The organism is Bradyrhizobium sp. AUGA SZCCT0169 (assembly GCF_018130085.1).
Lineage (GTDB): Bacteria > Pseudomonadota > Alphaproteobacteria > Rhizobiales > Xanthobacteraceae > Bradyrhizobium.
The window spans coordinates 102,163-127,997 of record NZ_JAFCMC010000003.1 but is presented as its reverse complement, the minus strand read 5'-3'; the positions used below and the strand labels follow the sequence as shown (position 1 = coordinate 127,997).

Sequence of the window (25,835 nt, the reverse complement as noted above, 5' to 3'; positions counted from 1 at the left end):
AACTGCCAAACACGGCCCGGTTGCCTGACAAACAGGCCCGGTTCCGGCCGGAATCCGCGCCGCTCAGCCCCCTTAACAGCGACAGATTCGCTGCCTATACTCTTATTTCCATCAACAACGAAAGGAGGTGATCCAGTGTCTCTTACCAAGCGCTGTCACCTCGCTGGGATCGCCCGCTAGGCTCTCGTGCTTAGAGGCTTGGCACGGGGCGCTCTCAGCCCTGGACCAGCGAGTTCAAAAGTTGGGGCGCGGCGGGAGCAATCCCGCCGCGCTTTTTGTTTGTGGGGGTGGAATTGCAACTCGCGACCAAAGCAATTCATCTACACACGAGGAATTTTCGAAACACCCACCCCATCGGCCGGGAAGCGACATTCGAAATATAGGCCCACTGCTTTCCGTTCTCTGTGGTCTGGTCCGAAATCCGAATGCGTTCGCCGTTGGCGATTTTGCCGACGATCTTTCCGTTCGGTGACGTCCGGATGTTGAGCGGCGTTCCGGTCGGATCGGCGACGACGCATGAATTGCGGTCCTGGTCCGGTCCGGCCGACTGCAATTCCTGCCTAGTGCCCGAGAGCGCCTTTTCATCATTGCCGATGGTGCCGCCGGCATTGCCGGATTGTGCAAAGGCCGCCGCAACACAGCAGGCGCTCACGAACGTGCCAAGCAAGGCGATCTTCAGCACGGCACGTTTTGCGCCACAGTGAACGCTGCTCCCATCTCTTCCTCCATCGCTGGCGGCATTGTTCCGCAAGCCCGGGACGAGAGCAATAGGGGCAGACTGTTCGATTCCGAGGTTCAGAAGTGGTTGAGCACCCCGTTCAGGGTGAGGTCGCCATAAGGTTGGACTTAGCTAACGCGAAGGCCGGTCAGAAGCCGCAGAGATTGACCGATCGCGGGCGTGCGCCGCGGCGGCTTTCGACAATGTTCTCGCCGCCATTGGTGGCCGAACTGCCGTAATAGCGGTGGTGGCCGGAGACATCGTGCCAGTCGCCGGGCTGCGTCGATGCCGGCGACGCCGAATGGGACCGGGTGGCGTCACTGATGATCGAGGCTGGCTTGCGTTGCATGACCGTCTCCGTGGATGATGCGCAGTTGCTGCGTTCTGTTCATCAGTCGTTAACTTGCCACCGCGCGTTCAAGCACCGCGCCCCCATATCGTGTTTCCGGAATGTTTCGTGATGTGCTTCACCCCGGCGACCATCTGACACTTTGTTGAAACGGTGCTGTCGGGTTAGGCCTTTGCGAAACATCTTCGCAAGCGTCCAATCCCGCCAAAAGCCAAGGAGATATCGATGCTTTACGCCATTCTGGCCTATCACGTGGAAGCCGAGGTGCAGTCCTGGACGCCGGCGGAGGACGCCGCCCTGATGACCGAGTTGCTTGGAGTTCATGACCGGCTCAACGAACAGAAATTGTTGGGGCCGTCGGCGCGGCTGGGGGCGACGGGCAAGGCCCGCACCTTGCGCGGACCGGGCGCGGGGGTCGTGATCGACGGGCCGTTTGCCGAAACCAAGGAGCAGCTGCTGGGACTCTATGTCGTGAACTGCGCCGATGAGGACGCCGCGATCGCGGTGGCCCGCGACCTGCGCAAGGTCAATCCGACCGCGGTCTACGAGATCCGACCGATCGCCCTCTATCTTCCCGGAGAGCCGTTCCCGACCACGGAGACGCCGGGCCTTACCACCTAGGGCTACGACGCTCAGGGCTAGAGTTTTGCCGGTCCGGTCAACCGGCGAATCACAGAGGTGGCAAGCTTTACAACGCCTGAAATCACCGCCCCGATCAGCTCCAGAACGGCGCTCACGAACTCGAGCACGCCGAGGAAATCAAGGAGCCAGAGCAGCAGCACCGCCGCGATCAAAATCGGAATCAGACATTCGAACATGTTGTTCTCTCCCGGCTGCTTGGTCGTGAGCCAGCTCGCCAGGGTTCAAGCTGCGGCAATTCGCGTGAGGCGTGCGCGGCAGACGGGCCTGTTGCGGCGCATTTGCCGTCAGGCGGCCGAGAAACCCGTCGATCTCCCGCGCCACGATGACGGCGGACCGCTCGTCCATTTCGGCCGCGGTTTCATCGACCGATGTCTTGATGTCGTAGCTGGACGGCGGCTGCTGCGGCAACGTCGCGACGTTGTGACTCTCGGATTTATACTTGAGCCAGTAGTAGACCCAGGAAATAGCGACGCGGTATGGCCAGAGTAAAAAGCGCTTTGGCCCGTCGGCATGAACCGACAGGCCACGTTGCGTTTATCTCGTGCCGCGCGTGCTAGGGCTTGATCAGACAAAGCCCAATTGTTGGAGCGGTCGCACATTTTGCTCCTTCAGATACCCCGCCACTGGGACAGAAAACCGACACCAACATTTCGTTGGATTCGCAGCTCACTGCGCCATCGCCTTGAACGGCGCGAACGCTCGCCGTCGCCGGATCGCCCTTCGGGCCCCTTTCGCCCGGAGCGCCTTGTGGACCTTGCGGCCCCTGTGCCCCGGCCTGGCCCTGCGCACCGGGCACGCCCTGGAGCCCCTGCGGCCCAGCTTGGCCTTGCGCACCGGGCACGCCTTGGGGGCCCTGCGACCCTTGGGGGCCGGCCGGTCCCTGAGGGCCCGGGTCGCCCTTTGGACCAGGATCTCTGCCGCACCCAGCGAGCGCGAGCGCAACACCAACGGCAAGTATCGGAAGAATCCTCATGCAAAGCCCCCTCTGCGTTCGTCCGACCGCTGATGGTCGCGACCTTCCACCAGTATGCCTCCAACCGCGGGAAGGCTCCAGAGTTCAGCAAATGTCTGAAAGTCGCATGGGCGAGCCCGTCCGGCAGGCTGCGATTGCTGATCGAATCAGCAAACTCCTCGGTGGTCTCCATCGCTCAGGATCGAAGCTATGATGACATGAGGAATCGGGACGCAGTGCGAAATCTTTCGTCTCAAGCAAGGCCCGGCATGGGCCTGATGCCGTCCATCTAGAAAATCGCGTAAATAAAAGGTGCGACCGCAGAGCCTTTCGACAAGACGAGCAGCGACCCGAATAGCAGCATCATGATGAAGATCGGCAGCAGCCAAAACTTCTTCCGCACCCGCAGAAACATCCAAAATTCGGCCAGAAACGACAGCATATCCGAACCCAGAATTTGTGATTCACCGGGCTTCGGCGCGGCAGCCTTCGCTACGATAGGGCCTGCCTAGCCGTAGCTGGCGGAGCCAGCGAAGGATGGTGGGGGAAGAAGGACTCGAACCTTCGAAGTCATAAGACGGCTGATTTACAGTCAGGACGGACACCCTGACACCACCGGACAAATCAGGACGCCCATCAGTGAACATAACCCAATAATCATTGCTAATTAGTCATTTGTCCGGCATTGTCGCCGACACGGGGTAACACTCATAGACACGGGGTAACTGTTACCCCGATGTTACCCGGGCGGCAGACTGATTATGACAAAAGCCCTTACGGTGAAGCGGATTGAGAGCGTCGAGGCCAAGGCCGCGCGCCAGGAAATCCCGGACGGCCTGCTGGTTGGGCTCTACCTTGTGGTGCAGCCATCGGGCGCGAAGTCATTCGCCGTTCGCTACCGGTACGCCGGCCAGCCGCGCAAGCTGACCTTGGGTGCGTTCCCGGCGATCACTCTTGAGGCAGCCCGCGACATCGGCGGCAAGGCGCTGCGCGCCGCCGCTGAAGGCCGGGACCCCGCCACCGAAAAACAGGAGCGCAAGGGTGAATCGAAACGCGCAGCTCTAGAGGAAGCACGGGGCAAACGGGACCTGTTCGAAAACGTGGCCCGGGAGTTCATCGAGCGCCACGCGATGAAAAGCACCCGCGAGACGACATGGCGGGAGACTGCCCGGATCCTCGGTTTGCGCCCCGATGCTGAAGGCAAGCTCGTCGAGGTCGGCGGCGACGTCATCCCAGCATGGACGGGCCGGAAGGTTCAGGACATCACCAAAAGGGACGTAATCGCGCTGCTAGACGCGGTGAACGATCGAGCCCCAATCATGGCCAACCGTGTTCTGGCCGCCGTTCGAAAACTGTTTAACTGGTGCTTGGCGCGGGATGTCATTCAGGTTTCCCCCTGCACGCTGATCGAACCCCCTGCCCCGGAACGAAGCCGCGATCGAATTTTGAACGACGATGAATTGCGGCTGGTCTGGAATGCGGCCGGCGCCGACGCGTCCCCGTTCGGACCTTTGGTCAAGATGCTAATTTTAACGGGCCAGCGCTTGGCCGAAGTCGGCGGGATGCGGTGGCATGAACTCGACCTCGAAACCAAACTTTGGACGTTGCCGGCCGAACGCGTGAAGAACGGCGAGCGCCATGAGGTGCCGCTTTCTGATATCGCCGTTGAAATCCTGAAGGCCCTGCCCCGCATTAAGACGACCAAGGGCTTCGTATTCACGACAACGCGTGACGTTGCCGTGTCCGGCTTCTCCCGCGCCAAGGACCGCCTGGACGCCGCTGTGGTGGCATCTCTGGCGGATGGTGCAAAACCACCTGAGCACTGGACTTTTCACGACCTGCGCAGAACCATGGCGAGCGGCATGGCGCGCATTGGCATTCAGTTGCCGGTGATCGAGAAAGTGCTGAACCATTCGAGCGGCAGTTTCCGCGGGGTCGTGGGTGTTTATCAGCGCCACAGCTACGCGGAAGAGAAGCGAGCCGCACTTGTTGCTTGGGCCGATTTTGTCCGAGTAGTAACTGCCGAGGGGGAGCGCAATGCCGCGTAAGAAAACCGGCGGGACCTCCCCACCCGACAAGATCAAATCCTCGCAAACGCTAGGGCACACGTCTGGCGCGCTGGTTTCGGATCATCTTCATTCGCTGGCGGCGACTGTTCGAAGCGACTTTCCGAAGATCTCTGAGGAAAGTCTTGCGACCCTTATCAGCGAAGCAGAAGTTGCGGTTAGTCAGCTTATTTGGGATCGCCATACCGACCGGAAACAGCAGCGCGAAAAACTTGCAGCCTTGTCAGAATCGGCCGGGCAACTAGCGGAAAAACTTGCCGCCGTGCTCGGCGATAGCGCGCTCGCTTCTCCCTTTGCGGCAATGCTTGTACGCATACCCAATGGGGCGCCACCGACCGATCCGAAGGTTCTGGAGCTTTTGCCCGAAGCAATTCGCGACTACGTGCTTCACCAACAGCAGTCACAGCCACCGCCAGACTTTGCAGCGGTCATCTCCGCTCAGGTTGATCGTAGAGATCGAATTCGCGACCATCTTATCGGCGACCTTTTCTGGATACGAACTGTCCTCGGGCCGGTCATCGACCTCGCGGAGGCCACTGAGGGTATGAAAACGCCGGAATACCGATGTGCCATGAGATTGGCGCTGGCATGGTTTAAGGCGACCGGCAAGAAGCCCACCACTACCAAAAACATGGTGGCAGTATCCGGCCCACAAGCTACGGGATTCCAGCGGTTTCTAGCCGCCGCCGTTCCGGGCCCCCCAATCGGTCCCGGCATCGTCGAGAACGTCAAACGAGATTTTGGGGTTACGACCACGGCGAACAGGCCGAACGAAAGCCCCAAAGGGTACGCTGGCACATAGCGCATGTTGGCTCCTGTCAAATCAAGACAGATGCGGACGTGTCAGAGGCATCCGCACTGTCGTTAGACAGGAGAAGCGGAATGTCTACCCACCAAACCACCGGCCGTAAGCTGCCGAGGCGCAAAACCTGCGAGCGTTACGGCGTTTGTGATCGCACTATCTCCCGCTGGGAGCGCGATCCGGACCTGAAATTCCCTACGGCCACGATCATCAACGGTCGCAAGTACGACGACGAGGACCAGCTCACCGCCTGGGACCGCGCTAACGCATCCCGCAGCGAGGTGGCCTAATGCGGCACCTCCATCACGAGATCCACCAGCGCGATAATGATGGCCTTTTCGATGTCGTCTGCGGCGACATCGTCGCTGGGCCGTTTCCGAGTTGGGCGTTCGCGCAGCGGGTAGCCAGCGGTGAGGGGCCGGCGCCGATTGACAATGTCGGAGGAAAGTTTCGGCGCTTCCGGATCGTTCGGGAGGCGCCGCATGAATCCTTCTGAAAAGCAAAGCCCCCGCATCGAAGATGATGAGGGTCATCTTCCTGCAGGGGCTGTAGGCATCATCGAAGCAACTGTCCGCGACTTCGAAGTTAGCGAAATCCCCGACAAAATCAACGTAAAAAAACTGCGCCGTCGTTTTGGTTTGCTGCATGCAACGGCCTGCGTCGTGGCAGAGTTGGCATTCGCTGTAGGCCCGCGATGACAGCGCAGCCCGAACTTAAGATCGCAATCCCGCTGACTAAGCGCGAGGCGATCGAAACCGAACTACGTCATGATGCCGACCGGTCCGATCGCGAGATCGCCCGCATTGTCGGGTGCGATCACAAGACGGTCGCAGCTCGCCGCCGGGAAATGGGGATTAGCCCAACGCTGGGGAATTCCCCAGCAATCCCCAGTGAACGCGAGTTTCGCGACATGCTGGTGAGGGGCGCCAAGGATTTTGACGCAAAATTCCCCCCGGCAAGTGCCGAAGAGCGCGTTGACCGCATGATCTCAGATGGGGTGATCAACTATGCGAGCGCCGGCAGCGGCGGATCTGGGGAAAAAGACGCTGCACCCGAGGACGAGGGCGTTACGGTGCTGTGCCCGAGGCAGTTGGAAATCACCGTCCACTTCAACGAGGACGCTGATGCAGTGCTGCGCCAGGCAAATTGGCCGGATGATGATGACACGATAATCATTCGCCGCGACAACGTCCCGGACTTCATCGATCGCCTGACTGACGCGCTGGGCATTCCCTCCATTGGGAGGTCCGGATGACGAACCGCCGCCACTACCATAAGCGGACCGCTAAGGACGTGCGGGAAGCCGGCCGTTATGTCCGCTTAACCGAGTTCATGCTCGGTTCACAGGCATGGCAGGCGCTCGCGTGTAGCAGCCGAGCGCTCTACATCGAGTTGGCGAGGCGCTACAGAGGCCCGAACTCCAACAACGGTAAGATCCCGTACAGTGTCCGGGAAGCCGCCGCCGCGCTCGCCATCGGCCGCAGCACGGCACAACGTTGCTTCGAGCAATTGATTGCTCTGGGCTTCGTGAAGATCAGCAAGCGTTCCGGCTTCTCCATGAAGGGCCGTGTTGCCACCGAATGGTTGCTGACGGAATTCCCCGACGACACCGCGGCGTCGACCGGAATCGCGTCGAGGGACTTCATGAAATGGACGCCACAAAATTCATTTCACAGTCCCATCTCAGACACGCACAGTCCCACCACAGAGCCAGGGGAGGTTCTGAGGCGGGACCGTGTTGCTGAAGAGCAACGTTTATGGCCCCGTGGCGGGACTGTCAGCGCCGAAATCGACACCCCACAGTCCCACTACAAGGACACTATTCATCTACCAGGTGGGTGTGGATCTAAGGCTGCACCGGTTACGCGTAAGGCCATTGTCACGCGCCCCTCAAAAGCGAGCGGACGAAATGCTCGCCCGTTGGGAGGCGCGGCGTGACTTGGCAGACTCCAACTCACCGCTTGGCTCAGAACCTGATCGTAACCGGGTCGAACGACGCGCTCGGGTACGACTTGACCGTCGAACCATCTTTAGATGCCGGGCCCTCGGGTGTGGACGAGGAAGTCTTCGTCGCCCCTGCCGGCTGGCGCACAAACCCGATGCCGAACCAGCCGCCGCTGACGGTGTCGAGCTGCGCGCAATTGAGTTCGTTGTTCAAGCTGGTCATTTTCCGTCTCCCTGTTTCCCTTGCGCAAAGGCATAGGGCATCAGAGGCGGGGTTGACTGTGACGAGGGTCACTGAGGGGCGGGCATGACTAAGCCCGTCCAAAGCTCAGTTCTAAAGCTGGCGCGTGCGCTTACTTCGATGGAGCGCGGAGAGTTGCCTGACCAGGATGTGGCTGAGTTTCTCATTGATGGATTTCGGCGGGCCATCTTTGAAAAGTGCCCGATTGAACGCGGTCTTGAACTTTACGGAAAATGGCGCGGGCAGATGCTGGTCGCCGAACAGCGCGCCTCTTTATCGGCAATCCCCCGGATTGCAAATGAGTCCACAAGGGCAGCAGCCCGAAGCCTTCGGGAGAAACTAATTCGATACCGCTCCCGGAGCTTCGATCTCGATAAAAGTCGCCAACCCGAAGCTAGAAGCGATCCGGAGTTGTTTCGACTCTTGGAGTCCCGTGACGGCAAGGTGCCGTCGTTGACAGTCTTGCGGGGCCTCCTGGGTGGCCCACCAACTACCATGGTTTCCGGCCACGGCATCCCCGATGATCAATCATAGAGGTGAATCGATGGCAAAAATGTCTGTAGTCGCTCAGGTCAACAATCCCGTCGAACGGTGGATTCCGCCGAGTTCGGCGAGGGTCGCCGAACTGAGCAGGGTGAAGCTCGAAAAAACCGAAGAGATCATCTCGCTTGAAAAGGCGGGGGTGCAGGCTCGGCCGCGTCCACTGACTGATAGCCCCGCGGCCAGGGCCGCTCGAATGCTGGACGGTGTTGCCGAACCCGCTGCAAGCGATGGGAGCGATAGCGCATTCAAGCTGCACCAACTTCGAGCCGAGGTCGAAGTAATCAATGGTGCCATCGAACTCGGTATCCAGCGGGTTACGGCCGAAAAAGGAGAGCGCGCTCAATTCCTAGCCTCACAAAATGCATCGGCTTGGAAAGCGTTGCAGAGGCAACGGGCAATGGCGGTGATGGCACTGTTCAAAGCGAACCGCCAAATCGGCGCGATGCGCGCCGAAATCTTGGGTGGATGTTCAGGAGTTAACCTGCCGCTCGATGGCTTCGACCTGAAACTGTTCGGCGCATTTGCTGAGAAAAATGTCACGGGCCATTGGCCTCGCGAGTTTCTGAAGCAGGCCCTGAAGGCCGGACTGATCACCGAGAAGGATATCTCGGACAATGTCTAACGTAACGTTGATGGAGAAATTCCGCCTACGGCTTCATGGCAGGAAGAACGGTAATCGTCCGCTTTGGAGTTCGGAAGATATCGACCGCATTGCTAAACGCTACGGCATCATTCAGCGAGACATAAGCTCCTCGCCCGTTTTGCCTTCGCGCAAGGATGCCACGTTGGGAAGCGCCACTGTATCGGCGGATAGCTCTTACGACTACACCGGCATGATCACCACGCAGCGCAAGGATCGATCTGACGACACGATTGCGCCGGCCGGATTAGATACGTCTGAGTTCCGGAAGAAACCCGTTGTGTTCTTCAATCACGCTAGCGGAGAACTCCCTGTAGGTCGGTGCCCCGCCGTCTGGCGCGTAAACAATGGATGGAAGGCTGCAATAAAGCTGGCGCCAGCGTCTGCAAATCCGTTGGCCGAGCAGGTCCGCCAAATGATCGACGGCGGCTTCATTAGCGGCATCTCCATCGGTTTTATTCCGCGCAAATGGGAATTCAGCAATGATCCGTCGAGGCCGTATGGCATCGATTTCAAAGAGGCCGAGTTAATCGAGTTCAGCATCTGCGGGATCCCCTGCAATCCGGATTGCTCGATCGATGCCACGCCGGTTGCAATAGGCGCCGGTAAGGCCGCAACCAACTTTGTAAGCAGCGAACGCGTCGAGCGCATGCGGCGCGAGATAGCCAGACTGCGCGGAGCGCGGCAATGATCATCCCAGAACAACCCTTCCGGTCACAACGGGAAGCTGATGAGGACAACCTTGCCCGCTCAGGCTTCGCAGTGGTGTCAGCGGAAACGATGGCGCGTGTCGTGGATGTTGAGCGGCGGCTTAGCGCTGGTCTTCCAGTCTCAGCAGAGGAATGCGAGCAGATCTTGTACGCAGTCTACAGCGGCCCTTACGGGGATCATCACAGAGCAAAGGTTTTTGCATGAGCTACGAGAATTTCGCAACGCGCATTCCGATCAACGCCGTCTCAAAGACCGCAGGCGCGACCGCCAGCGGTATCATCGATACGTTCCTGCCAAACTGTGGCCCGGCACGGTGGTGCACGATCGACGTGATCGCCACGACGGCCGATGTCGTCAGCAACAAACCGACCGTATTAAAGCTTCAAGAGGGTGAGACGACCGACGCAACCAGCATGGTCAACATCGCGGGCTTCGTTGGTGGTACGGACTTCACCATTCCGAACGCGAACACCGCGGCCACGGCTCTGATCCAGAACTCGTACAAGTTCAACGTCGATCTGCGGGCGCGCAAGCGATACATCCAGGTGTCATACAGTCCAGCGACGACGCAGGTCGTTAGTGCCATCGCCAACCTGTCTATGTCGGGAGGCTCGCCCACGACAGCAGCCAAGGCCAACGCGATGGTGCTGGCTGAGGGGTAAGGGCATGGCCCCCAGGGGCGGGTGATTTGTTGCCTAGGTAAGGGAAAAAAACCGCGTGGGTACATTCGTTGGCAAACGTGTTGCCCCCGTTGAAAAACTCGCCATTGAAGGACTGATTTTGAAAGCAAAATCCCCAAAAGCGCCGGCCCATCTCAGTGATTCCACGCGCGTTTGGTGGCGCTTGGTCGTGCGCGACTACGAACTTGAGGCCCATCATCTGCGGCTTCTGCAGGCCGCTGGAGAGTGCTGGGATCGGCTTCAGCAGGCCAGGGAATTGCTTGCTCGGGATGGCCTAGTGATCGAGGGGCGGGAGGGTGGAATGCGTCCACACCCCGCCGCAGCCATTGAGAGGGACAGCCGGATCGCATTCGCTCGTTTGATCCGTGAGCTGGATCTTGATGTCGAGCCGCCGACCAGCACGCGCACCGGTCCGGCCTCTTTGCGTTCGAACCGACGGGGCGGGTATGCCGGTTAAGCGCAGGCAAGGAAAGCGCCGCTTGGGCGACGCGGCCGAAGTTGCGGCGTGGGGCGGAGTGTTCAGCTGCGGATATGATTTTTTCGGCGATCTTGAACCGTTCGGCTTTCCCGGTGGTGACTCTTGCAGAGCGGCGCGGGCAGCGGCGCCGGATGTGTGGCGGCGATTAGGTAAGAGCTGGTTGGAAAGCGGTGCTCATAAGGCACATGGCCAGCCGGAAACTCCCTGGGCTCTTGAGCAATTCGGATACCCGGAGGGATACATCAATGCCCGTTAAGTTGAGAAAGCCAAAGGGTCGCGCAGCGCAGATCACAGACGAGGCGCGAACGATCTTCGCTGAAGCCGTCACACTGCAACCCATCTATCATGGCTGCAACCGGATGGACGGCACCTGCCGTTCGACGGCGGTCAACCGCCACTGCGCCGAGTGCGAGAACTATCTCAGCCTCAGCCGCGAGCTTGGGCGCCTGGTGGGCACAAAACCCTGGGAAACATCGCCTCTCAACGCCGACCATGCAGAGCCACCCGACTATCTGCGGCACAATGCGTTGCAATCAGAATACTGGCGAAAGGCGTGGGCGATCCGGCGTGAAATCCTCGCGACGAAGCGGACTAAATCCAAGTGAGTGCTTTGCGCCTCGGATGTAAAGGCGCGGAGGCGGTGTGGGACGCCGAGCGGCACCGGCGTCTCCATCGCAGCCTCGCACAGCAAAGAGTTAATGAAAGATCAGTCATGAATGATGCGCCCGAGATGATCTGCATGATCCAGGCCGGCCCGCGAATCCGGCCGAAGCCGCTGCCCGATTTCCCGAGCCCGGCACAACGGCCGGAAGGCGCGGGTCAGCCGCTTGTTCTGGAATTCTTTTCGGAGGTTCCTCGCGGCATCGACATTGCTCTCGGCAAGGTCCCGACGCGCGATACAGCGGCCTTCCTGAATGCAATTCGAACGGCGGGAAACCGAAGCGTCGTCTGCAAAATCAACTGCGCTGGTGGCGAGGCTGAAAGCGCCTTGGCCATCGCCCAAGCGCTGCTGCGCCACCCGTTCGCCGTCCACTGTAAGATTATCGGGCGCTGTTCAAGCGCAGCGGCATTCATAGCCTTAGCCGCGGATACGCGAACGATCGTCCCTGATGGATATGTCCTGCTGCACACCGCGCGGCGGATTTGCACTCCAGAGCAATGGGAAAACATCCAGCGCCTTGCGCCTCTTTTGAAACAGCCGATCAATGAGGGTTTGGCCGATATCGATGACGCCACCGCTGTGTTGTTGCGGTCCCGGCTTGTTGGTGTCTCCGAGGTCCAGGCGCGTGCTTGGCTGGAAGAGGATCGCAAATGGCCGGCGCAGGAAGCCCTTGAACGCGGGTTCGTCAATCGTGTGGAGTCCCCATAGGTGGTGGAGATAATCGCCGAGTCCATCCTGAAATGCACCGTTCCTGTCAGCAGCGGCGGCAGCACGCCAGGCGTAGGAGCGGGTTGGGCGGTGTCTCGCTCGCGCGTCTTGATCCCCGGTTACACTGGACCTCTCGATAGCGTCGTCAGCGGTGCCGTTGACATCCTTTATGACCAGTCTGGCCAGGGCCGGAATTTAACCGCGACCTCGGCGCCCGCGCGACCCGTCGCCACGACAAGCGGCCCGAACAGCCGTGAGTGCTGCGACTTCTCCCCGGCATCGCCGTCTATCGGCCATGTGCTGGACACCGACGCAGGCGATCCGATCTCTGACCTGATTACGGCGAGTTCTGGTTACGTGGTCGTAAGCATTCGCCCCGACGCCGTCTCACAAGATGTTGGCGTGGCGTTTGGATACCTCAATGCAAACGTTCTGAATTTTGGCGGCTTCGCTGGCGCTGGCGGTGTTCTGGCAATCCGAGCCGGCGGGATATTTTACGCGTTCAACCACGACGGCGCCCGAGACTGCGCGGCGTCAGCATCCGGCGCGGTCCCGATCGGCGGCAATCCGTGTGTGATCGAATGGCGGCACGAGGGCGGCAACATCTATCAGCGCGTCAACGGCGGCGGTGAAACCTCTGTCGCAAGTGGAAACACCGCGGATCTGAGTAACGTTCTCAAGATGGGCTACGGAAACCAAACCGGCACTTTTTTCAACGGCAAGATTTTCGAGGCGATGATCTATGCGGCCGTTCCGACACAGGCGGAGCGCGATGCAATTGTGCATGACATGATGCTATGGGTAGGAGCTTGATCCAATGACTATGTTGTTGATGGGTGTTGGCGGCAGCGGATCGCGAGTTGCGGACGCAAACTTCGCCAGCGTGAAGCTTCTCTTGGGCTTCGAGGGTGCGGACGGCGCAACCGGCGCCCCTGGCATGACGGACGAAAGCGCATCAGCGCGCGGCAACGCGACGGTCAGCGGCAATGCTCAGATCGATACAGCCCAGTTCAAGTACGGTGCTGCGTCGCTGTTGTTGGACGGGACTGGCGACAAGATCGCATTCGCCGACAGCACTGACTGGGAGTTCGATGGAGAATTCACCATCGAGGCGTTTCTGCGCATTAACTCGCTTTCGCCGATCACCAGCACTGTCATGTCTCATGGTACCGCATCAACGGCTTATGGCTGGTGGCTCACCTATTCCAATGCAGGGACATTACGGTTCCGGTTCGATGACGGCGCGGACGGCACCGCGCTGCACGACATTACACAGGGGTCTGCGCCGATGACGACGGCCACATGGTATCACGTCGCGGTCGATAGAGACGCGTCAAACAAACTGCGACTCTATGTTGACGGGGTAATGCGCGCGTCCAAGACAGCCGCCACGGGCACGTCAGCGAACACCGCCGGAACGCTGGACATCGGTATGGTTGGATCATCATCCCCGATGAACGGTTGGGTCGATGAGGTTCGTATCACGAAGGGTGTTGCGCGGTACGCCAGCGATGGCGGCTTTGCTCCGCCGGCCGCAGCGTTCCCGAGGTCCTAAAGGCATGTGCAACCGACAAACCCGACCCTGATCCGCACTCAACGGTCCCGACGCCGGTTCGCCCTGGTGGGCGTTTCTTATTCGAAGTCGCCCGCTGCAAGCAAGCGATCGTCAAACAGGTTGCTGATTGGGTGTGGGCTGATGGCGTCGATGAAAAAGACTTTTTCTCCGAACCGTGGTACTGATTCGTATTGTCAAAGGGGAGGATTGCGAATGCGAATCGTCCTGCCTTATACCGCTATAGCGACCTGCATTTTGATGAGCGTTTGGCTTACACTTGTGGCCGCACTTTAGACGCAGCGCGGCCGGCTGCGAGGCGACCGAAACCTAACCCCAGATCCGCATTCGCCAAGCGTCAGCGTCGTGGCCAAACCTCGCAAGAGATGCCGTCATTATCCGCATCGAGCTTAGACCAATAGCCCGGTCGACCTCTATAAGACGGCGCAACGCCTACGGCGCGGGCGGCGGAGCAATTCGGAAAGGCTGCGATATGCTTAAGGATCAGCAGCGGATGCCAGGTAAAAAAGCTGAGGAGTGCCCAACACAACGCCGCGCCGACTAACGCCGAGAGTATCGCAATTCTGGCGTTTTGAGTAACGGCCTGTGCTAACCGCGATTTTCTAATGCGAAACCACAAGCCGCTTGGTGGATCGGGATATTTCGGCTTCCACGGCATCAGACTGGCCAAATGATCGACGCGGTCAGATATGCTATCCCGCCGCAAAGGATGACCAGCCCAACAATCAAAATCGTCCGATCGCTCATTTCCCCTTTGCCCCGTTGCCGACGGACGAACTTTGCCTCATTACCTGAAGCTGAACGATCCTTTTGATTGCGCGCGCTGCCGCACTTCGTAATTGTTTGCATCCCGCTGAGCTTGGTCAGCGTTCATTCGTTCCTGCTGGGCAATGGCGTCTTCGTGGCGCCTTCTTCGATCTGCCTGTTCCTGCTTCAGCAGTTTAAGTCTGTCTCGCTCGATATCCAGGCGCTTTTCCTCAAGCTCTTGACTAGCTTGCTGCGCGGCTGCGGTTGCGGCTGCGGCTGCACGAGCGATGTGAAGTTGCTGGGCGGCAGCGGCATCAGTTGCCGCTTGCGCCCTTGCTTCTGCCTCGTCCCGTTCCTTCATCTTCCGCAGGATGAAATCGCGGTTGTAAGCCGCATCCTCGAGCACGCGACCCGACGCCTTCGGATTGTCTGCAGCTTGCTTAAACCAGTTCAGAGCCGCATCAATGTCCCGCTCTACGCCTTGGCCCTTAGTGAACATAAGGCCGAGCATAACTTGCGCGTTGGCATCACCTTGCTCGGCGATGGGCTCGAAAGCGCGCTTGGCGATCTGGTAGTCCCCACGATGATAGGCGATCAACCCGTCTTGGAGCTGATCGGCATTGGCGCTTCCAACGAGCGCTAGTAGGGCGGCCGTGATACCCAACGCCGATTTCCTTCGCAGTCGATAAAGTAATGACATGGCTGAGCCCCACCCGGAAGCCTGAAAGCAGGCATAGTAGCGCAACCTCCGGGGAGAAGGATAGCGCCTTTTCCCGAGGGGCGTGGCAATCGCCACCTGGGCCGCGGATCTGCACCGCGTGACCGTTCGGAGCTAGTGCGTCAGGTAAAGCGGCCTATCCGGCGCGGCCCATCCCATAGTTCGACCGGCCCGTCTGCAACAATAGCCTTCGCGCGCTCGATCGCCTCGCCTTCATCGGCGCAGTAAAGCTCCACCGAACTGACGACACTACCCTCGAATGTCAGTACGAAGGCTAGGTATCGTTTCACGGGCTTACTCGTGCTGGACTGGTAAGCGGGGTCACTTGGATCTAGCTGGCCAGTCTTCCGAATTGGCCGCGATCCAGTCGGCGGCCTCCTTCTTTGTCGCGAAGTCTCCAATGTGGGAATCGGGTCCGTTTCCGGTCACCACGACAACAGTCCAAGTGCCGGTCTTTCGCCGCTTTGGTTGAAACTCGGGCTTTAGACTGTCCATTTCCAGGCCCCTTCCGGCGCCACGATTTACCCATACCGAGAACTACGGGAAATTCCTAAACGCGGATTCTGAGGGTGGACAGCACCCCAGATGGGGTACTCCGAAGAGCGCGTGAATGCGCCGCAGTTAGAGTACGTACACTCGCTCTATAGGCCGTCGCTATCGTTCGCGATAATCGATGAAAACTCGTCAATCGAATAGTGCTTGATGCCGTCGCTAATAGTAACGTCGGCGAGCTTGCGGACGACCTGCCATTCGACCGCTTTGGCAAATGCTTCTTTCGCGCTTTCGGCAGTCGCGGAAACGAGATGATCGTCAACGTCGGCAAACACTGTAAATGGCATAGGGCAGTGCTTCCGAATCGAAACTCCAGCACCTTCAGATAACGCGAAATCCCCCGTCCGGGGGCTGACGCGGACGGGGGCATTCCAAAGCGCTCCCGGCGGCGTTTTGGTGAGCGCCAACCGAAAACCTAACAGCGGATTTCTTTGCCGGAAAGGAGATTCGGGAAAACTTGGTATTTGTACCGAGACACGCCTGCGGCCCGCCTCGCTCGCGGAAATACGCCTCACCCAAACAGGTTATGATGATTGTGCGCGTTGCGAATGGTCAAATCGGAAACTTGGTCACGATTGCCGCGATCACTGACATTGCCAATAGCGCGGCGCCGAACCAAAGCCATTGCGACCGCCAGGTATCTGGCTCTAGCTCGTTCATTTGCCCTTCGCCTTCAGGCCCAGTTCGACGAGCCTGCGGATAGCTTCGGGCTCCGATGGTATCGGCCGCTGCTGCGCCCTCCAGCCATCAATTTGTGTCGAAAGGTCCGGACGGATTCGCACCCCAACGGTACGGCCCGTGCCCGTTGCCGGGCGCCCACGCTTTTTTGCTATCTTTTTATCTTGAACTGTCATGATAAAATGCTAGCATAAAATCAAGCCGAGGGGAAGTTAGCAGGCTTCCGCCCCGGCTCTAACCCGAGCCACGAAGGACTGAGAATCCCATGACCCAGGCTGACCGCGTGCATAGCACGCCACCCACAAACACGCCCATACCCCAAACCCAAGTGGAAGTCCCGACGCGCCGCCGCTTCCTATCCCGAGCCGCTGGCGTCGCCGCTGGTGGCGCCGCTCTCGCTCTAGCGACAATTCCGACCGCCGCGGTCGCGGCCGCCCCGGGGCTGTCTACGTTAGCTCTGGACGGCATAAAGATCAGTCAAGAACTCCGGGACCTTGTCCATGCTTTGCAACGGGCCGACGAGGTCTTGATAGCGGCGCACACCGCTTACGATGCGGAATATGTACTGTACCGAGAGTGGCTGAAGCTGGCCCCCGAGCCGACCAGCCACAGTCGGCGGGAATATCGCAGATGGGAGGGCCGCCAGAAGAAGTACATGCGCGGCAGCAACTTCTTTGCAACGCAAGATGCACATGAGGTTGCCTGCAAGGTCCACCGAGACGCGCGCAAGGCCATCGCCGAATATCGGGCGCGAGACATGAACGAGTTGGCCCATAAGGCCTGTCTTGTCTGCGTCTTCGAGGGCAATTTCGACGATAAACCGCGCGGCTATATGAAGCCCATCATGGCCATGGGGGTGGCTCTCGACCTGGCACGCATGAGCACAGGCGTTTCAGCATGAGCAAGCTCGATACCTACGGCGTGCAGGAGGTGTTCATCGAGGCCCTGGCGCGCGTGGAGCGCATCGGGCCGAACCGCCGGCTCGTATTTGTTATCAGTCAGCCGGCCGTCGACTACACAGACGGGGCTTGCAGCCGGGAGCAAGTCGCTGTGATCAAGCTTGCCCTGTCAGCAGATGCAGCGTTTCAGGTCGCGCAGGCGATCCTTAACGATGGAGGCCAGCCGTTGGCTGCGCTGGAATCCGTATCCACAGCATGGGCAAATTAGAGGCGGAGCGGCGATGATCCATAAGCCCGCCGGTTTACGCCGGCGGGCTTTTCCATTTGGGAAGCGGCTGCAGGTGAATTCGTCTATCAGCGGGAGCTTGCCTACCTGCTCAGCATTCTCTCAAATGAAAGAGGCCGCCAACTAAGGCGGCCTTGTTAGAATGCTGTTTAAGTCACAGTGGTTACGAACCAGGTTGAGTTGGTCCCGGTGCTGCCGCCACCTCCGCTCTCGGGTTTATAAAACCACCTTGAGATACGCCATCCACCGGCCGCCTGCTCCAAATCCTCGTCCGTCAGCTCAGTCCGATCGATCACCTTTTCATTCGCGCGTTCCATGTTACGTCTCCTGTTCCTGTCCCCGACGGCATGATTGCCTCGGTGATGAGACAATGACCCATCCGAGGACTGAGCGCTGTTCCCTAGGGAACAGGCCGGGGCTCGCAGGCGCCCAGCTAGAATAGGGTGTAGATGAACGGCGCGACCGCTGTGCCCTTAGTGAGCACCACAAGTCCGCCGAGCACGGTCATCATGATCAGGATCGGCAGCAACCAGAACTTCTTCCGGAATCGCAGGAACTGCCAAAGCTCAGCCACGAACCGCATGTCAATCCTTACGAGCCTTGGTGGCGGCGCGGCCACCGTATATCGCCGACGGCGGCGTCGCGAGGGCCCACCGGTTCACGCCCGGCGGGCTATCTTTCTCAGTGGGTTGCAAGTCATAAAGAACAATCGGGTCACTAAAACCCAGCGCTTCGGGATATATCATCCCAATTCAACGCGTAATCATTCTCGCGGTCGGCGCAGAAGAGATTCCACAACTCTCGTTCGATGATGTCGTGAATTGAAGGAAATTCTGATCGAGACGTGACGGAATAAGGGCCAATGGAAGCTGAATCCCATGGGATGCTAATCAAACTATCAAATCCATCAAATTTAGATGGTATCGCGGGATTCCCGGCTTTCTGAAAACTCCCATGGAGGATAAACTCGATGTCAGTCCGGCCGCGCCAGCGTCGAAGCCACTCGGCTAACACTAGCCCTTGAACTATAACCTTTGAGAACCAGTCGGGATGGAATCTATTATCGGCCTTGATCAGCAAAATCTTTATGACGCCATCCGCCCCTATCTCGACCTTGGATAACCTCCTCCCGTATCCACGAGCATAAGATATCGATCGATAGCCGCGGGACCATTCGTTTGACCAAGTGGGGAAGTCGACGAAGCCGTTGAAACTTGGAACGGGGATCTTTTGCCGCTCATGTCGAATTAGATCCGGAAGATTATCGATAGCGAAGTCTTCGGAACCAATTAGAAACAACTGAAATAAAAGTCCGCTTGAGTTATCCAGGAATTCATTTGTCTGCGGTGCCGTCAGATGACCAGAGCGCCAATCGTCAGCGATTGTGTTGGCTTGGGTTATTTGATCGTCCACGATTCGAGAGATGCGTTCGAGCCGAGTTCGGCGCTCGTAAAAAATGGATTGCATATCGCGCATCGTCAGCGGCTCTGATGAAGTACCACGGCGAACGTACGCATTTACCGGGCGGCCGTGACCATGCGGCGCCGATGGCGAAGCACCAACGCGCAAAATGATGATCCCGTAGCCGTCGGAGGACTCAACCCCTCGAACCTCAAGCATGGGGAGGGGCGGATCGATCACGCTCCTGAGGCTTTGCTCAAGGCGGCTAGCGCAATCCACAACTTTCGGAATTTGAGGCTCCCAAATCGAGGCGGCGCGCTTGGGATTGTCATCAGTTTCTTCGATACCAACGATCACAACGCCGCCATAAGCATTTGCAAAAGCGACGACCTCTTTGGCTATGTCGTCTCGCGCCGTGTTGCCGATGCCCTTCTGATCGAGCATCCAACGGTCGTCTCTGCCCTCAGGAGCGGGCAACGATCTTTTGAATTCGAGGCGCGGCCCCTCCTCCAGTTGGTTTTTCACCACTGCACCGAAATCCAAGAACGAGAGGGATTCGAGCGGAGAAGAGAAAATATCCAAGGCCATCGTACCCCCGACCGTCGTGGAATCATCCGAGACCCGTTACCCGCTACGTTACCCCGCCAAGGGCCTCGCGCGCTTCTATGTAGGCCTCACTCTATAAATCATTGAAAAGATTGGTGGGGGAAGAAGGACTCGAACCTTCGAAGTCATAAGACGGCTGATTTACAGTCAGCTCCCTTTGCCACTCGGGACACTCCCCCGTTTAACTGCATCGCAAACCCAACCGCTTGATGGCGGCAGACAGGCCATGGATGACGTTAATACCTGGAGCCGATGGCGCGCTCCCGGTCGGGCGCGTTTATGGGCGAAGGGCCATGGCAAAGTCAACCAAGGGAAGCCTCGAAAAACGAGCCTCGAGGGGCCAAATTGCCATAATCCGGAACCCGTGACACAAGCTGGCCCATGAGCGATCGCGACCGAAAACCGCCGTTCCGCCGTGGCGGCGGCAAACCCTTCGAAAAAGGCCGGAAACCGGGCGGTCGCCCGGCCTGGCGCGACCGGGACACGGGCCCGGACGGGCCGGTGATTCTTTATGGGTGGCATACGGTGGCGGCGGCTTTGGCCAATCCGGAACGCCAGATCCGCAAACTATTTCTGACCGAGAACGCCGCCCGGCGCCTGGCCGACGAGAATATCGACACGCGCGTGCCCCCGGAACTCGTCCGGCCGAGCGCGATCGATCGGCGGCTGGGCCCCGATGCCGTGCATCAGGGCCTGCTCGCGGAGGCCGATCCCCTGCCCTCGCCCGATATCGATACGCTTGATCAGGAGGGCATCGTGCTGGTGCTCGACCAGATCACCGATCCGCACAATGTCGGCGCCATCATGCGTTCGGCCGCGGCGTTTGCGGTCAAGGCGATCGTCACGACCGCGCGGCACAGCCCCGAGGCGACCGGCGTGCTGGCGAAGTCGGCGTCCGGCGCGCTGGAAATGGTGCCATTGGTGACCGTGCAGAATCTCGCCCGCGCGCTGAATGAGTTGAACGACCGTGGCTTCATGACCGTTGGCCTCGACAGCGAAGGCAGCGAAGACCTCGGCGCTGTCGCATTACAGCAGCCGCTGGCGTTGGTATTGGGCGCCGAGGGCAAGGGCTTGCGGCAGTTGACGCGCGAGACCTGCAGCGTGGTGGCGCGCCTCGACATGCCCGGCGAGATCAAGAGCCTGAACGTCTCGAACGCCGCGGTGCTGGCGCTCTATATCGGCGCGAGCCGGCTTGGCCTGATGAAATAAAAACAACGCCCGCTCGCATGATGCGAACGGGCGCCTTCGTCTTGATTCGAAGTTTGGATCAGTAGCGGCCGAAGCGCGCGCCGCGATAGCCGTAACGAGCGCCGTAGCCATAGCGTCCGGCATAACCGTAACGGGCGCCGTAGCCATAACGGAAGCCCGGACGGAAACCGTAGCGGTAGCCGTAGGCCCGCGGCGCTACGACGCCACTGCCGTAGCCGTAGCCGTAATACGGACGATAGCCGACGACGGTGTCTTCCTGATAGACGCGCGCCGGAGCCCAGGCGCCGGGACCGGAATAGGTCGGGCCCTGGTTGACGTAGTAATATTGCTGCACGGGATCGGCGAGCCGGTCATAACCCCAACCCACGCCGCCGCAGGGATTGCAGCCCGCCGAGGTGTAGGTCGCAACAACCGGTGCCGCGTAGACGACGGGCGCAGCGTAACCGCAGCTCGTGTAACCGCACGCCATCGCGGGCGCGGAGGCCATCACGGCAACGGCCGCGACCAGTCCTGAAATCAGATGACGCATTACTCTCTCCTGTACGTGTTTGCCTGTTGGTGTTCTTGTTGGCGTGGTTTATGGGCGTGGAAGTAATCCCGTGGGATGCCGACGACGCCGGTCTTCCTGCGGTGCGTAGATGATCTCGGGCGGATTGACCGGCACGTTGGATTGCGCCGGCAGCGGTGCCGACTGTGCAGACCAGGATTGGTGATAGCTTTCGGCCGGCTGCGGCAACCGTCGGTTCGCCGGCGGCTCGATTTCCAGACGGCCGTAACCGGGCAGATGACCTGCGCTCGGATAATAATGACCGACACGCGGCACCGGGTCGATATAGCGGCCGCCATAGATGGTCGGCTGCACATGCGTGCCCCTGAGGAGGCCCCAGTCGCCCTCGACCACCGAATAGGATGCATCGACGCCGTTGATGATGACGGGAACACCGGGGCGACCCGGAATCACGATTTCAAACCCGCCACCGGCCAAGGCCGTCGACGTCGTCGCCATCAGAATTGCCAGTGTCACGCCAATGCGCATCGCTTGGGACCCCGTTTTCCTTTGGCCGCAATTTAGTCGAACGGGCATCCCCAAGGGTTAAGGGGCCGGACCAAACTGCCGGTAAGGCTAACGCGTCAGCATCCCCAGTCGCTCAATTGCGAGCGAACCCGATCAGCAATTGTTAACGGGGCGAGCCCGACCCATCGGGATCTCTCCGACGTCATTCCCCGATGCGCATTGCGCATCGGGGAATGACGAGAGAGAAAGAGAAGGCGAGAGGGAATATCTCAGGCGAACAAATTTTCGACGATCGTCGTTGCGCCGATGGCGATCGTGACGATACCCACCGCCCCCTGCAGGCCGCGATTGGCCCAAGTGAGCCAGCGCGCGGACACCGCGAGCGGCACGGCGATGACGGTGGACAATGCGCCCATGCCGATCATTGAGCCGATCCCGAACAGCGCGACATAACCGAGCCCGACCGCCGCACTCGACGCCTGCGAGACCGTCAGCACCAGCAGTGCAGCCGAGCCCGCCATGCCGTGCATCAACCCGACCAGCAATGTGCGCCAGCGAAAGCCGTGTTCGTGGGCGTGCGCGGTGCGCAGATGCGGCGTGGTTTCGCCAGCATGGCTGTGGGCGTGAATATGCACGGTGCCGTCGCCATGGCCGTGCTTGTGAAAATGCACGCGGTCCCGCCACAGCCGCCACAGCACGTGCGCGCCAAGGCCGACCAACATGATGCCGACGGCGGCCTCGAGCGGTCGCGCCACGCTTTCCGGGATCGCGCTGCCGAGCAGGATGGCGCAGCCGGCGAACACGAACAGCGTCAGCGTGTGGCCGAGCCCCCAGGTCAGCCCGTGCTTGACGATGTCACCGACACGGCTGCGGCGCACGGCGATGCTGGAGACGGCGGCGATATGATCGGCTTCGAGCGCATGCTGCATGCCCAGCAAAAACCCAAGCCCCAGAATTCCGAACATATGCCCCCTGCGCGCTACAAGCGCTTATCAAACACCAATCAACTGTTCTTGTCAGGTCAACACTTCATCGAACAGTCCCCGCATCGCTGCCCATGAGCGGCGATCGGCCTGCTCATTGTAGAGCGCGGTGCGCATCATCGAACCGTCGGCGGCGGGGTTGGTGAAACCGTGCAGCGTGTTGCCATAACTGATGACCTGCCAATCGCGGACGTGGCCTTCTCGCATCTCGTTCTCGAACGCTGTGACCTGATCAGGCGGCGCCAGTGGATCCTCCGCGCCGGTGAGCACCAGCACGCTGGCCTTCACGCGGCCGGGCTGCGCGGGCATTTTCGTCGCCAGCACGCCGTGGAAACTGACCACCACCTTGAGATCGGCGCCCTCGCGCGCGAGCTCCAGCACCACCGAGCCGCCAAAGCAGAAGCCGATTGCCGCGAGCCGGCTGGTATCGACATCAGGCAGATTCGCCAGCGCCGCAAGCGCGGCGCGGCCGCGGAGTTTTTCCGGCTCGGCACGCAGGCCGCCAACCAGGGTCGCGACTTGCTGCAGATTGCTCGCCTGCCGCCGGTCACCGAACATGTCGGCCGCGAGCGCGATATAGCCGAGGTCTGCAAGCCGCCGCACGCGTTCCATCGCAAACTCGCCGAGCCCCAGCCCCTCGTGAAACACCAGCACGCCCGGCCGCGGACCTGCGGCATTGTCGTTCCAGGCGAGATAGCCCCGCAAATTGACGTCGTCGCAGCGGTAATCGAGGTCACGCGTCGGCATGAAATTCTCTTCAAGTCTCTTGCAGTTCTCTTGGTTCTTTGGGGGCGCTTCAAAATGCGGGGAACAGGAACATCACACCGGTTTGAACGCAGCACAACCCAAAATCGGAACATCAAGCGCTGCGATCGGTTGGCCCCGCACAACATTTGCGGAGAGCAACCAATGACAAAACTGAAACTTCTGGGCGCAACGGCATTGCTGGCAGCGACGATTGCGACACCTGCGATGGCGCAGCAGTGGACGAATGATTACAACTATCGCCATCGATCGTCCGGCTTCTGGCCCGGCGAAGTCGCAGCCGGCGTCGTCGGCGGCGCGGTTGGCGCAGCAGGCGCGATTGCGACCGCCCCGTTCCGCAACCGGGATTCCTACGCCTATTACGGCGGGCCGGCCTATGACGATTCCTATGCCTATGCCGTCCAGCGCCCGCAGAGCCTGCGTCCCGCCTGCGGCATTCAACCCGACGCGACCTATATGGGCCCCGACGGACGCTGGCGCCCCTGCTGACGAGGCGTGAGCGGTCCGGGCCAATAACGCCGAATAGAATTGCGGCCAGGGAAAATACGGAACGACCTTGCACCCCGGACCTGGCTTGGCGTGACGAAAACTGGCGTCACCAGAAAACCCGCGTCATGAAAAGGAGAACCGTATGACAACAATCAAAATCCTCGGCACGGCTGCGATCATCGCATCCGCGTTGGCGGGCCCGGCCATGGCGCAGCAGGTCACGAACACCGGCAGCTATCAGCGTCAGGCCTCTCCGGATCAGGCCTATCGGCAGAACGGCAACTGGCAGAACAGCTACAACCGCTGGGACGACCGCAGCGGGTTCCGGGCGGGCAACGCCGCCGCAGGCACCGCGTCCGCGATGGCAGTCGAACCGATCGGCGGCGAAGAATACGCCCGCCGCAACGGCTTCGTCTGCATCCCCGGCACCCTGTTCCGCGGCGAAGACGGCCGCCGGCACATCTGCCAATAGGACAAGCGGATCGAGATGCGGAAAAAGGCGGCCGAAAGGCCGCCTTTTTCATGTGCAGGCGTAACGGAAACGGGCTTTCGAGGTGCTGGCCCTTTGCGGGCAAGTCTGGTATTCGACCGCCGAAGATTGGTGGAACCTCGCGCGTTATCCTGGCTGGCCCGCCATCGCTTCAATTCGCCGGTTTAGCTCAGCGGTAGAGCAGCGGTTTTGTAAACCGAAGGTCGGGAGTTCAATCCTCTCAACCGGCACCAGCGTCTCTTGAGTGGTGCGAGGAACTGTCACCGTCCGGCAACATCCATGATGTTTCGCTTCTCGGAACACCAATTAAGACTCCCACGCTCGAAAGTCTTGCGGCAGATTCGACGCTACCGGGGTTGGGAGTATTGTCATTGCACTGACAATCAATTTTCCCGGACGGGCCGCAGCGCGCAACGCCTGCGGCCTTTTTCATTGGCCAGCAAAAGCCGGCGCAGAAATACCGGATCGTGAATGCAAACCAATCTCGCACCTGGTACGCGTCAAGCTTCGATCAGGCTCGGGACCGACACCGAAGCGACATGGAAAGATTACCTGCCCCGATGCACCGGGACCTCATCGAGCATCGCCCGCCATCGCCCCTTCAAGGCTTGGTTACTTGCCGATGCCGCTGCCGACGCAATCGACCAATGGCTGCGCGCGGCGCGCTCCGCTGCAATTATGCAAACAGCCAATCGTAGGTCGTCGCAACGAGCTTGCTAAGTAGGTAGAACCAACCTGCCGTTGCAAGGATAACAGGAACAAAGAAAGCCACCCCAACGATCACTTGCTCTCGCCTTTGGCCGCTGGGGGCCACTGACGCCTCGGCAGCCGCTTTTTCGCTTGAACTCATAACACTCGCCCCGTTTCAAAAGTAGCAAAGCGCGCGGCGTGGTGGCATCGGCATCCTATTGTTCGCCATGTAGGCCGCCTCAGTAGGCGGCCTCTTCCATTCGCGATGCCGCTGAGAAGCGGCCCCAACCTCGGGGCTGGGGGCTGAGTTGGGGCCGCCCATTCCAACCGTGGGCAACGCGGAAAAAGGCGGCCTACGGTTAGCTAAATTACCGCAACTCGGTCGATCGTTCCGAACTAGTTTGGAGTACCTCGGTTGGTGGCCTCATTCGTTGTGCCGATCGCACCTGCGAACCGCAATCCGTCGTCGCCCGACCCCGAACGCACCGACTGCTGGCAAACAATGGAGATGGGACGTCGGCTTCTACCCGGCATGACATCGCGGTCTCTCCCGCAGCGGCTACGTCAACTTTTCGACCAGGTGCTGGGCGGATTCGAAA

The 25,835-nt window shown here is 59.9% G+C and carries 38 protein-coding genes and 2 tRNA genes; 23 read left to right on the top strand and 17 right to left on the bottom strand.

What is annotated here, in order from left to right:
- Positions 1-316 precede the first annotated feature (316 nt).
- Together JQ609_RS04360 and JQ609_RS04355 are read right to left on the bottom strand one after the other, a co-directional pair.
- Positions 317-682: an SH3 domain-containing protein gene (locus tag JQ609_RS04360; RefSeq protein WP_212207333.1), complete on the bottom strand. Its 366-nt coding sequence runs from the start codon at positions 680-682 to the stop codon at positions 317-319.
- A 184-nt stretch (positions 683-866) separates the two neighbouring features.
- On the bottom strand, positions 867-1,067 hold the full coding sequence (locus JQ609_RS04355) for a hypothetical protein (protein WP_249119398.1): 201 nt from the start codon (positions 1,065-1,067) through the stop codon (positions 867-869).
- A 225-nt stretch (positions 1,068-1,292) separates the two neighbouring features.
- Here JQ609_RS04355 and JQ609_RS04350 point away from each other — a divergent pair, with 225 nt between their 5' ends.
- Entirely contained in the window at positions 1,293-1,688 is a 396-nt protein-coding gene (locus tag JQ609_RS04350; RefSeq protein ID WP_212207332.1) for a YciI family protein, read from the top strand.
- 17 nt (positions 1,689-1,705) lie between these two features.
- Here JQ609_RS04350 and JQ609_RS04345 read toward each other — a convergent pair whose 3' ends face one another.
- Together JQ609_RS04345 and JQ609_RS04335 are read right to left on the bottom strand one after the other, a co-directional pair.
- Complete coding sequence (locus JQ609_RS04345; protein ID WP_212272155.1) at positions 1,706-1,885, bottom strand: hypothetical protein; 180 nt, start codon at positions 1,883-1,885, stop codon at positions 1,706-1,708.
- A 1,065-nt stretch (positions 1,886-2,950) separates the two neighbouring features.
- Entirely contained in the window at positions 2,951-3,100 is a 150-nt protein-coding gene (locus JQ609_RS04335; protein WP_249119410.1) for a DUF5989 family protein, read from the bottom strand.
- A gap of 322 nt (positions 3,101-3,422) precedes the next feature.
- Between JQ609_RS04335 and JQ609_RS04330 the strand changes: the two genes are divergently transcribed.
- The 3 genes from JQ609_RS04330 (at position 3,423) to JQ609_RS04320 (ending at position 5,819) form a co-directional block, all read left to right on the top strand.
- Complete coding sequence (locus tag JQ609_RS04330; RefSeq protein ID WP_212272153.1) at positions 3,423-4,709, top strand: site-specific integrase; 1,287 nt, start codon at positions 3,423-3,425, stop codon at positions 4,707-4,709.
- Positions 4,699-5,529 (top strand): hypothetical protein, encoded by an 831-nt coding sequence (locus tag JQ609_RS04325; protein WP_212272152.1) that lies wholly within the window; start codon positions 4,699-4,701, stop codon positions 5,527-5,529. Before JQ609_RS04330 ends, JQ609_RS04325 begins: the two co-directional genes overlap by 11 nt.
- Before the next feature lie 80 nt (positions 5,530-5,609).
- Positions 5,610-5,819 carry a DNA-binding protein gene (locus tag JQ609_RS04320; RefSeq protein ID WP_212272151.1) on the top strand — a complete coding sequence of 70 codons (210 nt, stop codon included), beginning with the start codon at positions 5,610-5,612 and terminating at the stop codon, positions 5,817-5,819.
- On the opposite strand, the gene JQ609_RS04315 is transcribed toward JQ609_RS04320, so the two are convergent.
- A complete protein-coding gene (locus JQ609_RS04315; protein WP_212272150.1) occupies positions 5,816-6,013 on the bottom strand; it encodes a hypothetical protein in 198 nt (65 codons plus the stop codon). The two genes, JQ609_RS04320 and JQ609_RS04315, sit on opposite strands and share 4 nt — an antisense overlap.
- Between JQ609_RS04315 and JQ609_RS04310 the strand changes: the two genes are divergently transcribed.
- From JQ609_RS04310 to JQ609_RS04300, 3 genes are read left to right on the top strand one after another with little or no spacing between them, the layout of a single operon-like run.
- The gene (locus JQ609_RS04310; RefSeq protein WP_212272149.1) at positions 6,012-6,227 is read left to right on the top strand and encodes a hypothetical protein; all 216 of its coding nucleotides are present in this window, start codon (positions 6,012-6,014) and stop codon (positions 6,225-6,227) included. The genes JQ609_RS04315 and JQ609_RS04310 overlap by 2 nt on opposite strands.
- Positions 6,224-6,784, top strand: a complete 561-nt coding sequence (locus JQ609_RS04305) for a hypothetical protein (RefSeq protein ID WP_212272148.1) — start codon at positions 6,224-6,226, stop codon at positions 6,782-6,784. Before JQ609_RS04310 ends, JQ609_RS04305 begins: the two co-directional genes overlap by 4 nt.
- Positions 6,781-7,467, top strand: a complete 687-nt coding sequence (locus JQ609_RS04300) for a hypothetical protein (RefSeq protein ID WP_212272147.1) — start codon at positions 6,781-6,783, stop codon at positions 7,465-7,467. The genes JQ609_RS04305 and JQ609_RS04300 overlap by 4 nt, the downstream gene beginning before the upstream one ends.
- Before the next feature lie 28 nt (positions 7,468-7,495).
- On the opposite strand, the gene JQ609_RS04295 is transcribed toward JQ609_RS04300, so the two are convergent.
- A complete protein-coding gene (locus JQ609_RS04295) occupies positions 7,496-7,696 on the bottom strand; it encodes a hypothetical protein (protein WP_212272146.1) in 201 nt (66 codons plus the stop codon).
- 84 nt (positions 7,697-7,780) lie between these two features.
- Here JQ609_RS04295 and JQ609_RS04290 point away from each other — a divergent pair, with 84 nt between their 5' ends.
- The 10 genes from JQ609_RS04290 to JQ609_RS04245 all read left to right on the top strand — a co-directional run bounded on the left by JQ609_RS04290 (position 7,781) and on the right by JQ609_RS04245 (position 13,690).
- Complete coding sequence (locus JQ609_RS04290; protein WP_212272145.1) at positions 7,781-8,248, top strand: hypothetical protein; 468 nt, start codon at positions 7,781-7,783, stop codon at positions 8,246-8,248.
- Between the two features lie 10 nt (positions 8,249-8,258).
- Positions 8,259-8,879, top strand: coding sequence for a hypothetical protein (locus JQ609_RS04285; RefSeq protein ID WP_212272144.1), 621 nt, complete (start codon positions 8,259-8,261; stop codon positions 8,877-8,879).
- Positions 8,872-9,588 (top strand): HK97 family phage prohead protease, encoded by a 717-nt coding sequence (locus JQ609_RS04280; RefSeq protein WP_212272143.1) that lies wholly within the window; start codon positions 8,872-8,874, stop codon positions 9,586-9,588. Before JQ609_RS04285 ends, JQ609_RS04280 begins: the two co-directional genes overlap by 8 nt.
- Positions 9,589-9,808: 220 nt before the next feature.
- Positions 9,809-10,270 (top strand): hypothetical protein, encoded by a 462-nt coding sequence (locus JQ609_RS04275; RefSeq protein ID WP_212272142.1) that lies wholly within the window; start codon positions 9,809-9,811, stop codon positions 10,268-10,270.
- Between the two features lie 55 nt (positions 10,271-10,325).
- Positions 10,326-10,745, top strand: coding sequence for a P27 family phage terminase small subunit (locus JQ609_RS04270; protein WP_312014800.1), 420 nt, complete (start codon positions 10,326-10,328; stop codon positions 10,743-10,745).
- 22 nt (positions 10,746-10,767) lie between these two features.
- Positions 10,768-11,022, top strand: a complete 255-nt coding sequence (locus JQ609_RS04265; protein ID WP_212272141.1) for a hypothetical protein — start codon at positions 10,768-10,770, stop codon at positions 11,020-11,022.
- Positions 11,012-11,371 carry a hypothetical protein gene (locus JQ609_RS04260; RefSeq protein ID WP_212272140.1) on the top strand — a complete coding sequence of 120 codons (360 nt, stop codon included), beginning with the start codon at positions 11,012-11,014 and terminating at the stop codon, positions 11,369-11,371. The genes JQ609_RS04265 and JQ609_RS04260 overlap by 11 nt, the downstream gene beginning before the upstream one ends.
- 107 nt (positions 11,372-11,478) lie before the next feature.
- Positions 11,479-12,135, top strand: a complete 657-nt coding sequence (locus JQ609_RS04255; RefSeq protein WP_212272139.1) for an ATP-dependent Clp protease proteolytic subunit — start codon at positions 11,479-11,481, stop codon at positions 12,133-12,135.
- Positions 12,136-12,948: a hypothetical protein gene (locus tag JQ609_RS04250; RefSeq protein ID WP_212272138.1), complete on the top strand. Its 813-nt coding sequence runs from the start codon at positions 12,136-12,138 to the stop codon at positions 12,946-12,948.
- A 4-nt stretch (positions 12,949-12,952) separates the two neighbouring features.
- Entirely contained in the window at positions 12,953-13,690 is a 738-nt protein-coding gene (locus JQ609_RS04245; protein ID WP_212272137.1) for a LamG domain-containing protein, read from the top strand.
- A gap of 355 nt (positions 13,691-14,045) precedes the next feature.
- Here JQ609_RS04245 and JQ609_RS04240 read toward each other — a convergent pair whose 3' ends face one another.
- From JQ609_RS04240 to JQ609_RS04225, 4 genes are all read right to left on the bottom strand, one after another.
- On the bottom strand, positions 14,046-14,366 hold the full coding sequence (locus tag JQ609_RS04240) for an excalibur calcium-binding domain-containing protein (protein ID WP_212272136.1): 321 nt from the start codon (positions 14,364-14,366) through the stop codon (positions 14,046-14,048).
- A 129-nt stretch (positions 14,367-14,495) separates the two neighbouring features.
- Positions 14,496-15,119, bottom strand: a complete 624-nt coding sequence (locus JQ609_RS04235; RefSeq protein WP_212272135.1) for an SEL1-like repeat protein — start codon at positions 15,117-15,119, stop codon at positions 14,496-14,498.
- A gap of 176 nt (positions 15,120-15,295) precedes the next feature.
- Entirely contained in the window at positions 15,296-15,463 is a 168-nt protein-coding gene (locus JQ609_RS04230) for a hypothetical protein (protein WP_212272134.1), read from the bottom strand.
- A gap of 351 nt (positions 15,464-15,814) precedes the next feature.
- Positions 15,815-16,132 (bottom strand): hypothetical protein, encoded by a 318-nt coding sequence (locus tag JQ609_RS04225; RefSeq protein ID WP_212272133.1) that lies wholly within the window; start codon positions 16,130-16,132, stop codon positions 15,815-15,817.
- Positions 16,133-16,668: 536 nt separating this feature from the next.
- Here JQ609_RS04225 and JQ609_RS04220 point away from each other — a divergent pair.
- Together JQ609_RS04220 and JQ609_RS04215 are read left to right on the top strand one after the other, a co-directional pair.
- On the top strand, positions 16,669-17,304 hold the full coding sequence (locus JQ609_RS04220; protein WP_212272132.1) for a hypothetical protein: 636 nt from the start codon (positions 16,669-16,671) through the stop codon (positions 17,302-17,304).
- A complete protein-coding gene (locus JQ609_RS04215) occupies positions 17,301-17,570 on the top strand; it encodes a hypothetical protein (RefSeq protein ID WP_212272131.1) in 270 nt (89 codons plus the stop codon). Before JQ609_RS04220 ends, JQ609_RS04215 begins: the two co-directional genes overlap by 4 nt.
- A gap of 451 nt (positions 17,571-18,021) precedes the next feature.
- Here JQ609_RS04215 and JQ609_RS04210 read toward each other — a convergent pair whose 3' ends face one another.
- The 3 genes from JQ609_RS04210 to JQ609_RS04200 all read right to left on the bottom strand — a co-directional run bounded on the left by JQ609_RS04210 (position 18,022) and on the right by JQ609_RS04200 (position 19,774).
- Positions 18,022-18,171 (bottom strand): DUF5989 family protein, encoded by a 150-nt coding sequence (locus tag JQ609_RS04210; protein WP_249127637.1) that lies wholly within the window; start codon positions 18,169-18,171, stop codon positions 18,022-18,024.
- A 134-nt stretch (positions 18,172-18,305) separates the two neighbouring features.
- Positions 18,306-19,577, bottom strand: a complete 1,272-nt coding sequence (locus JQ609_RS04205) for a helix-turn-helix domain-containing protein (RefSeq protein ID WP_212272130.1) — start codon at positions 19,575-19,577, stop codon at positions 18,306-18,308.
- Positions 19,578-19,688: 111 nt separating this feature from the next.
- Positions 19,689-19,774: transfer RNA gene (locus JQ609_RS04200), tRNA-Tyr, on the bottom strand.
- Between the two features lie 202 nt (positions 19,775-19,976).
- On the opposite strand from JQ609_RS04200, the gene rlmB reads away from it, so the two are divergent.
- Entirely contained in the window at positions 19,977-20,804 is an 828-nt protein-coding gene (rlmB, locus tag JQ609_RS04195) for a 23S rRNA (guanosine(2251)-2'-O)-methyltransferase RlmB (protein ID WP_212272129.1), read from the top strand.
- A 58-nt stretch (positions 20,805-20,862) separates the two neighbouring features.
- Here rlmB and JQ609_RS04190 read toward each other — a convergent pair whose 3' ends face one another.
- The 4 genes from JQ609_RS04190 to JQ609_RS04175 form a co-directional block, all read right to left on the bottom strand.
- Positions 20,863-21,333 carry a hypothetical protein gene (locus JQ609_RS04190; RefSeq protein ID WP_212272128.1) on the bottom strand — a complete coding sequence of 157 codons (471 nt, stop codon included), beginning with the start codon at positions 21,331-21,333 and terminating at the stop codon, positions 20,863-20,865.
- A 48-nt stretch (positions 21,334-21,381) separates the two neighbouring features.
- The gene (locus JQ609_RS04185) at positions 21,382-21,840 is read right to left on the bottom strand and encodes a hypothetical protein (protein WP_212272127.1); all 459 of its coding nucleotides are present in this window, start codon (positions 21,838-21,840) and stop codon (positions 21,382-21,384) included.
- 248 nt (positions 21,841-22,088) lie between these two features.
- Positions 22,089-22,784 (bottom strand): urease accessory protein, encoded by a 696-nt coding sequence (locus JQ609_RS04180; protein ID WP_212207325.1) that lies wholly within the window; start codon positions 22,782-22,784, stop codon positions 22,089-22,091.
- 51 nt (positions 22,785-22,835) lie between these two features.
- Positions 22,836-23,549, bottom strand: coding sequence for a dienelactone hydrolase family protein (locus tag JQ609_RS04175; RefSeq protein WP_212272126.1), 714 nt, complete (start codon positions 23,547-23,549; stop codon positions 22,836-22,838).
- 162 nt (positions 23,550-23,711) lie between these two features.
- Here JQ609_RS04175 and JQ609_RS04170 point away from each other — a divergent pair, with 162 nt between their 5' ends.
- The 3 genes from JQ609_RS04170 to JQ609_RS04160 all read left to right on the top strand — a co-directional run bounded on the left by JQ609_RS04170 (position 23,712) and on the right by JQ609_RS04160 (position 24,779).
- Entirely contained in the window at positions 23,712-24,056 is a 345-nt protein-coding gene (locus JQ609_RS04170) for a hypothetical protein (RefSeq protein ID WP_212272125.1), read from the top strand.
- A gap of 142 nt (positions 24,057-24,198) precedes the next feature.
- A complete protein-coding gene (locus tag JQ609_RS04165) occupies positions 24,199-24,528 on the top strand; it encodes a hypothetical protein (protein WP_212272124.1) in 330 nt (109 codons plus the stop codon).
- A 176-nt stretch (positions 24,529-24,704) separates the two neighbouring features.
- Positions 24,705-24,779: transfer RNA gene (locus tag JQ609_RS04160), tRNA-Thr, on the top strand.
- The last annotated feature ends 1,056 nt before the right edge of the window (positions 24,780-25,835 follow it).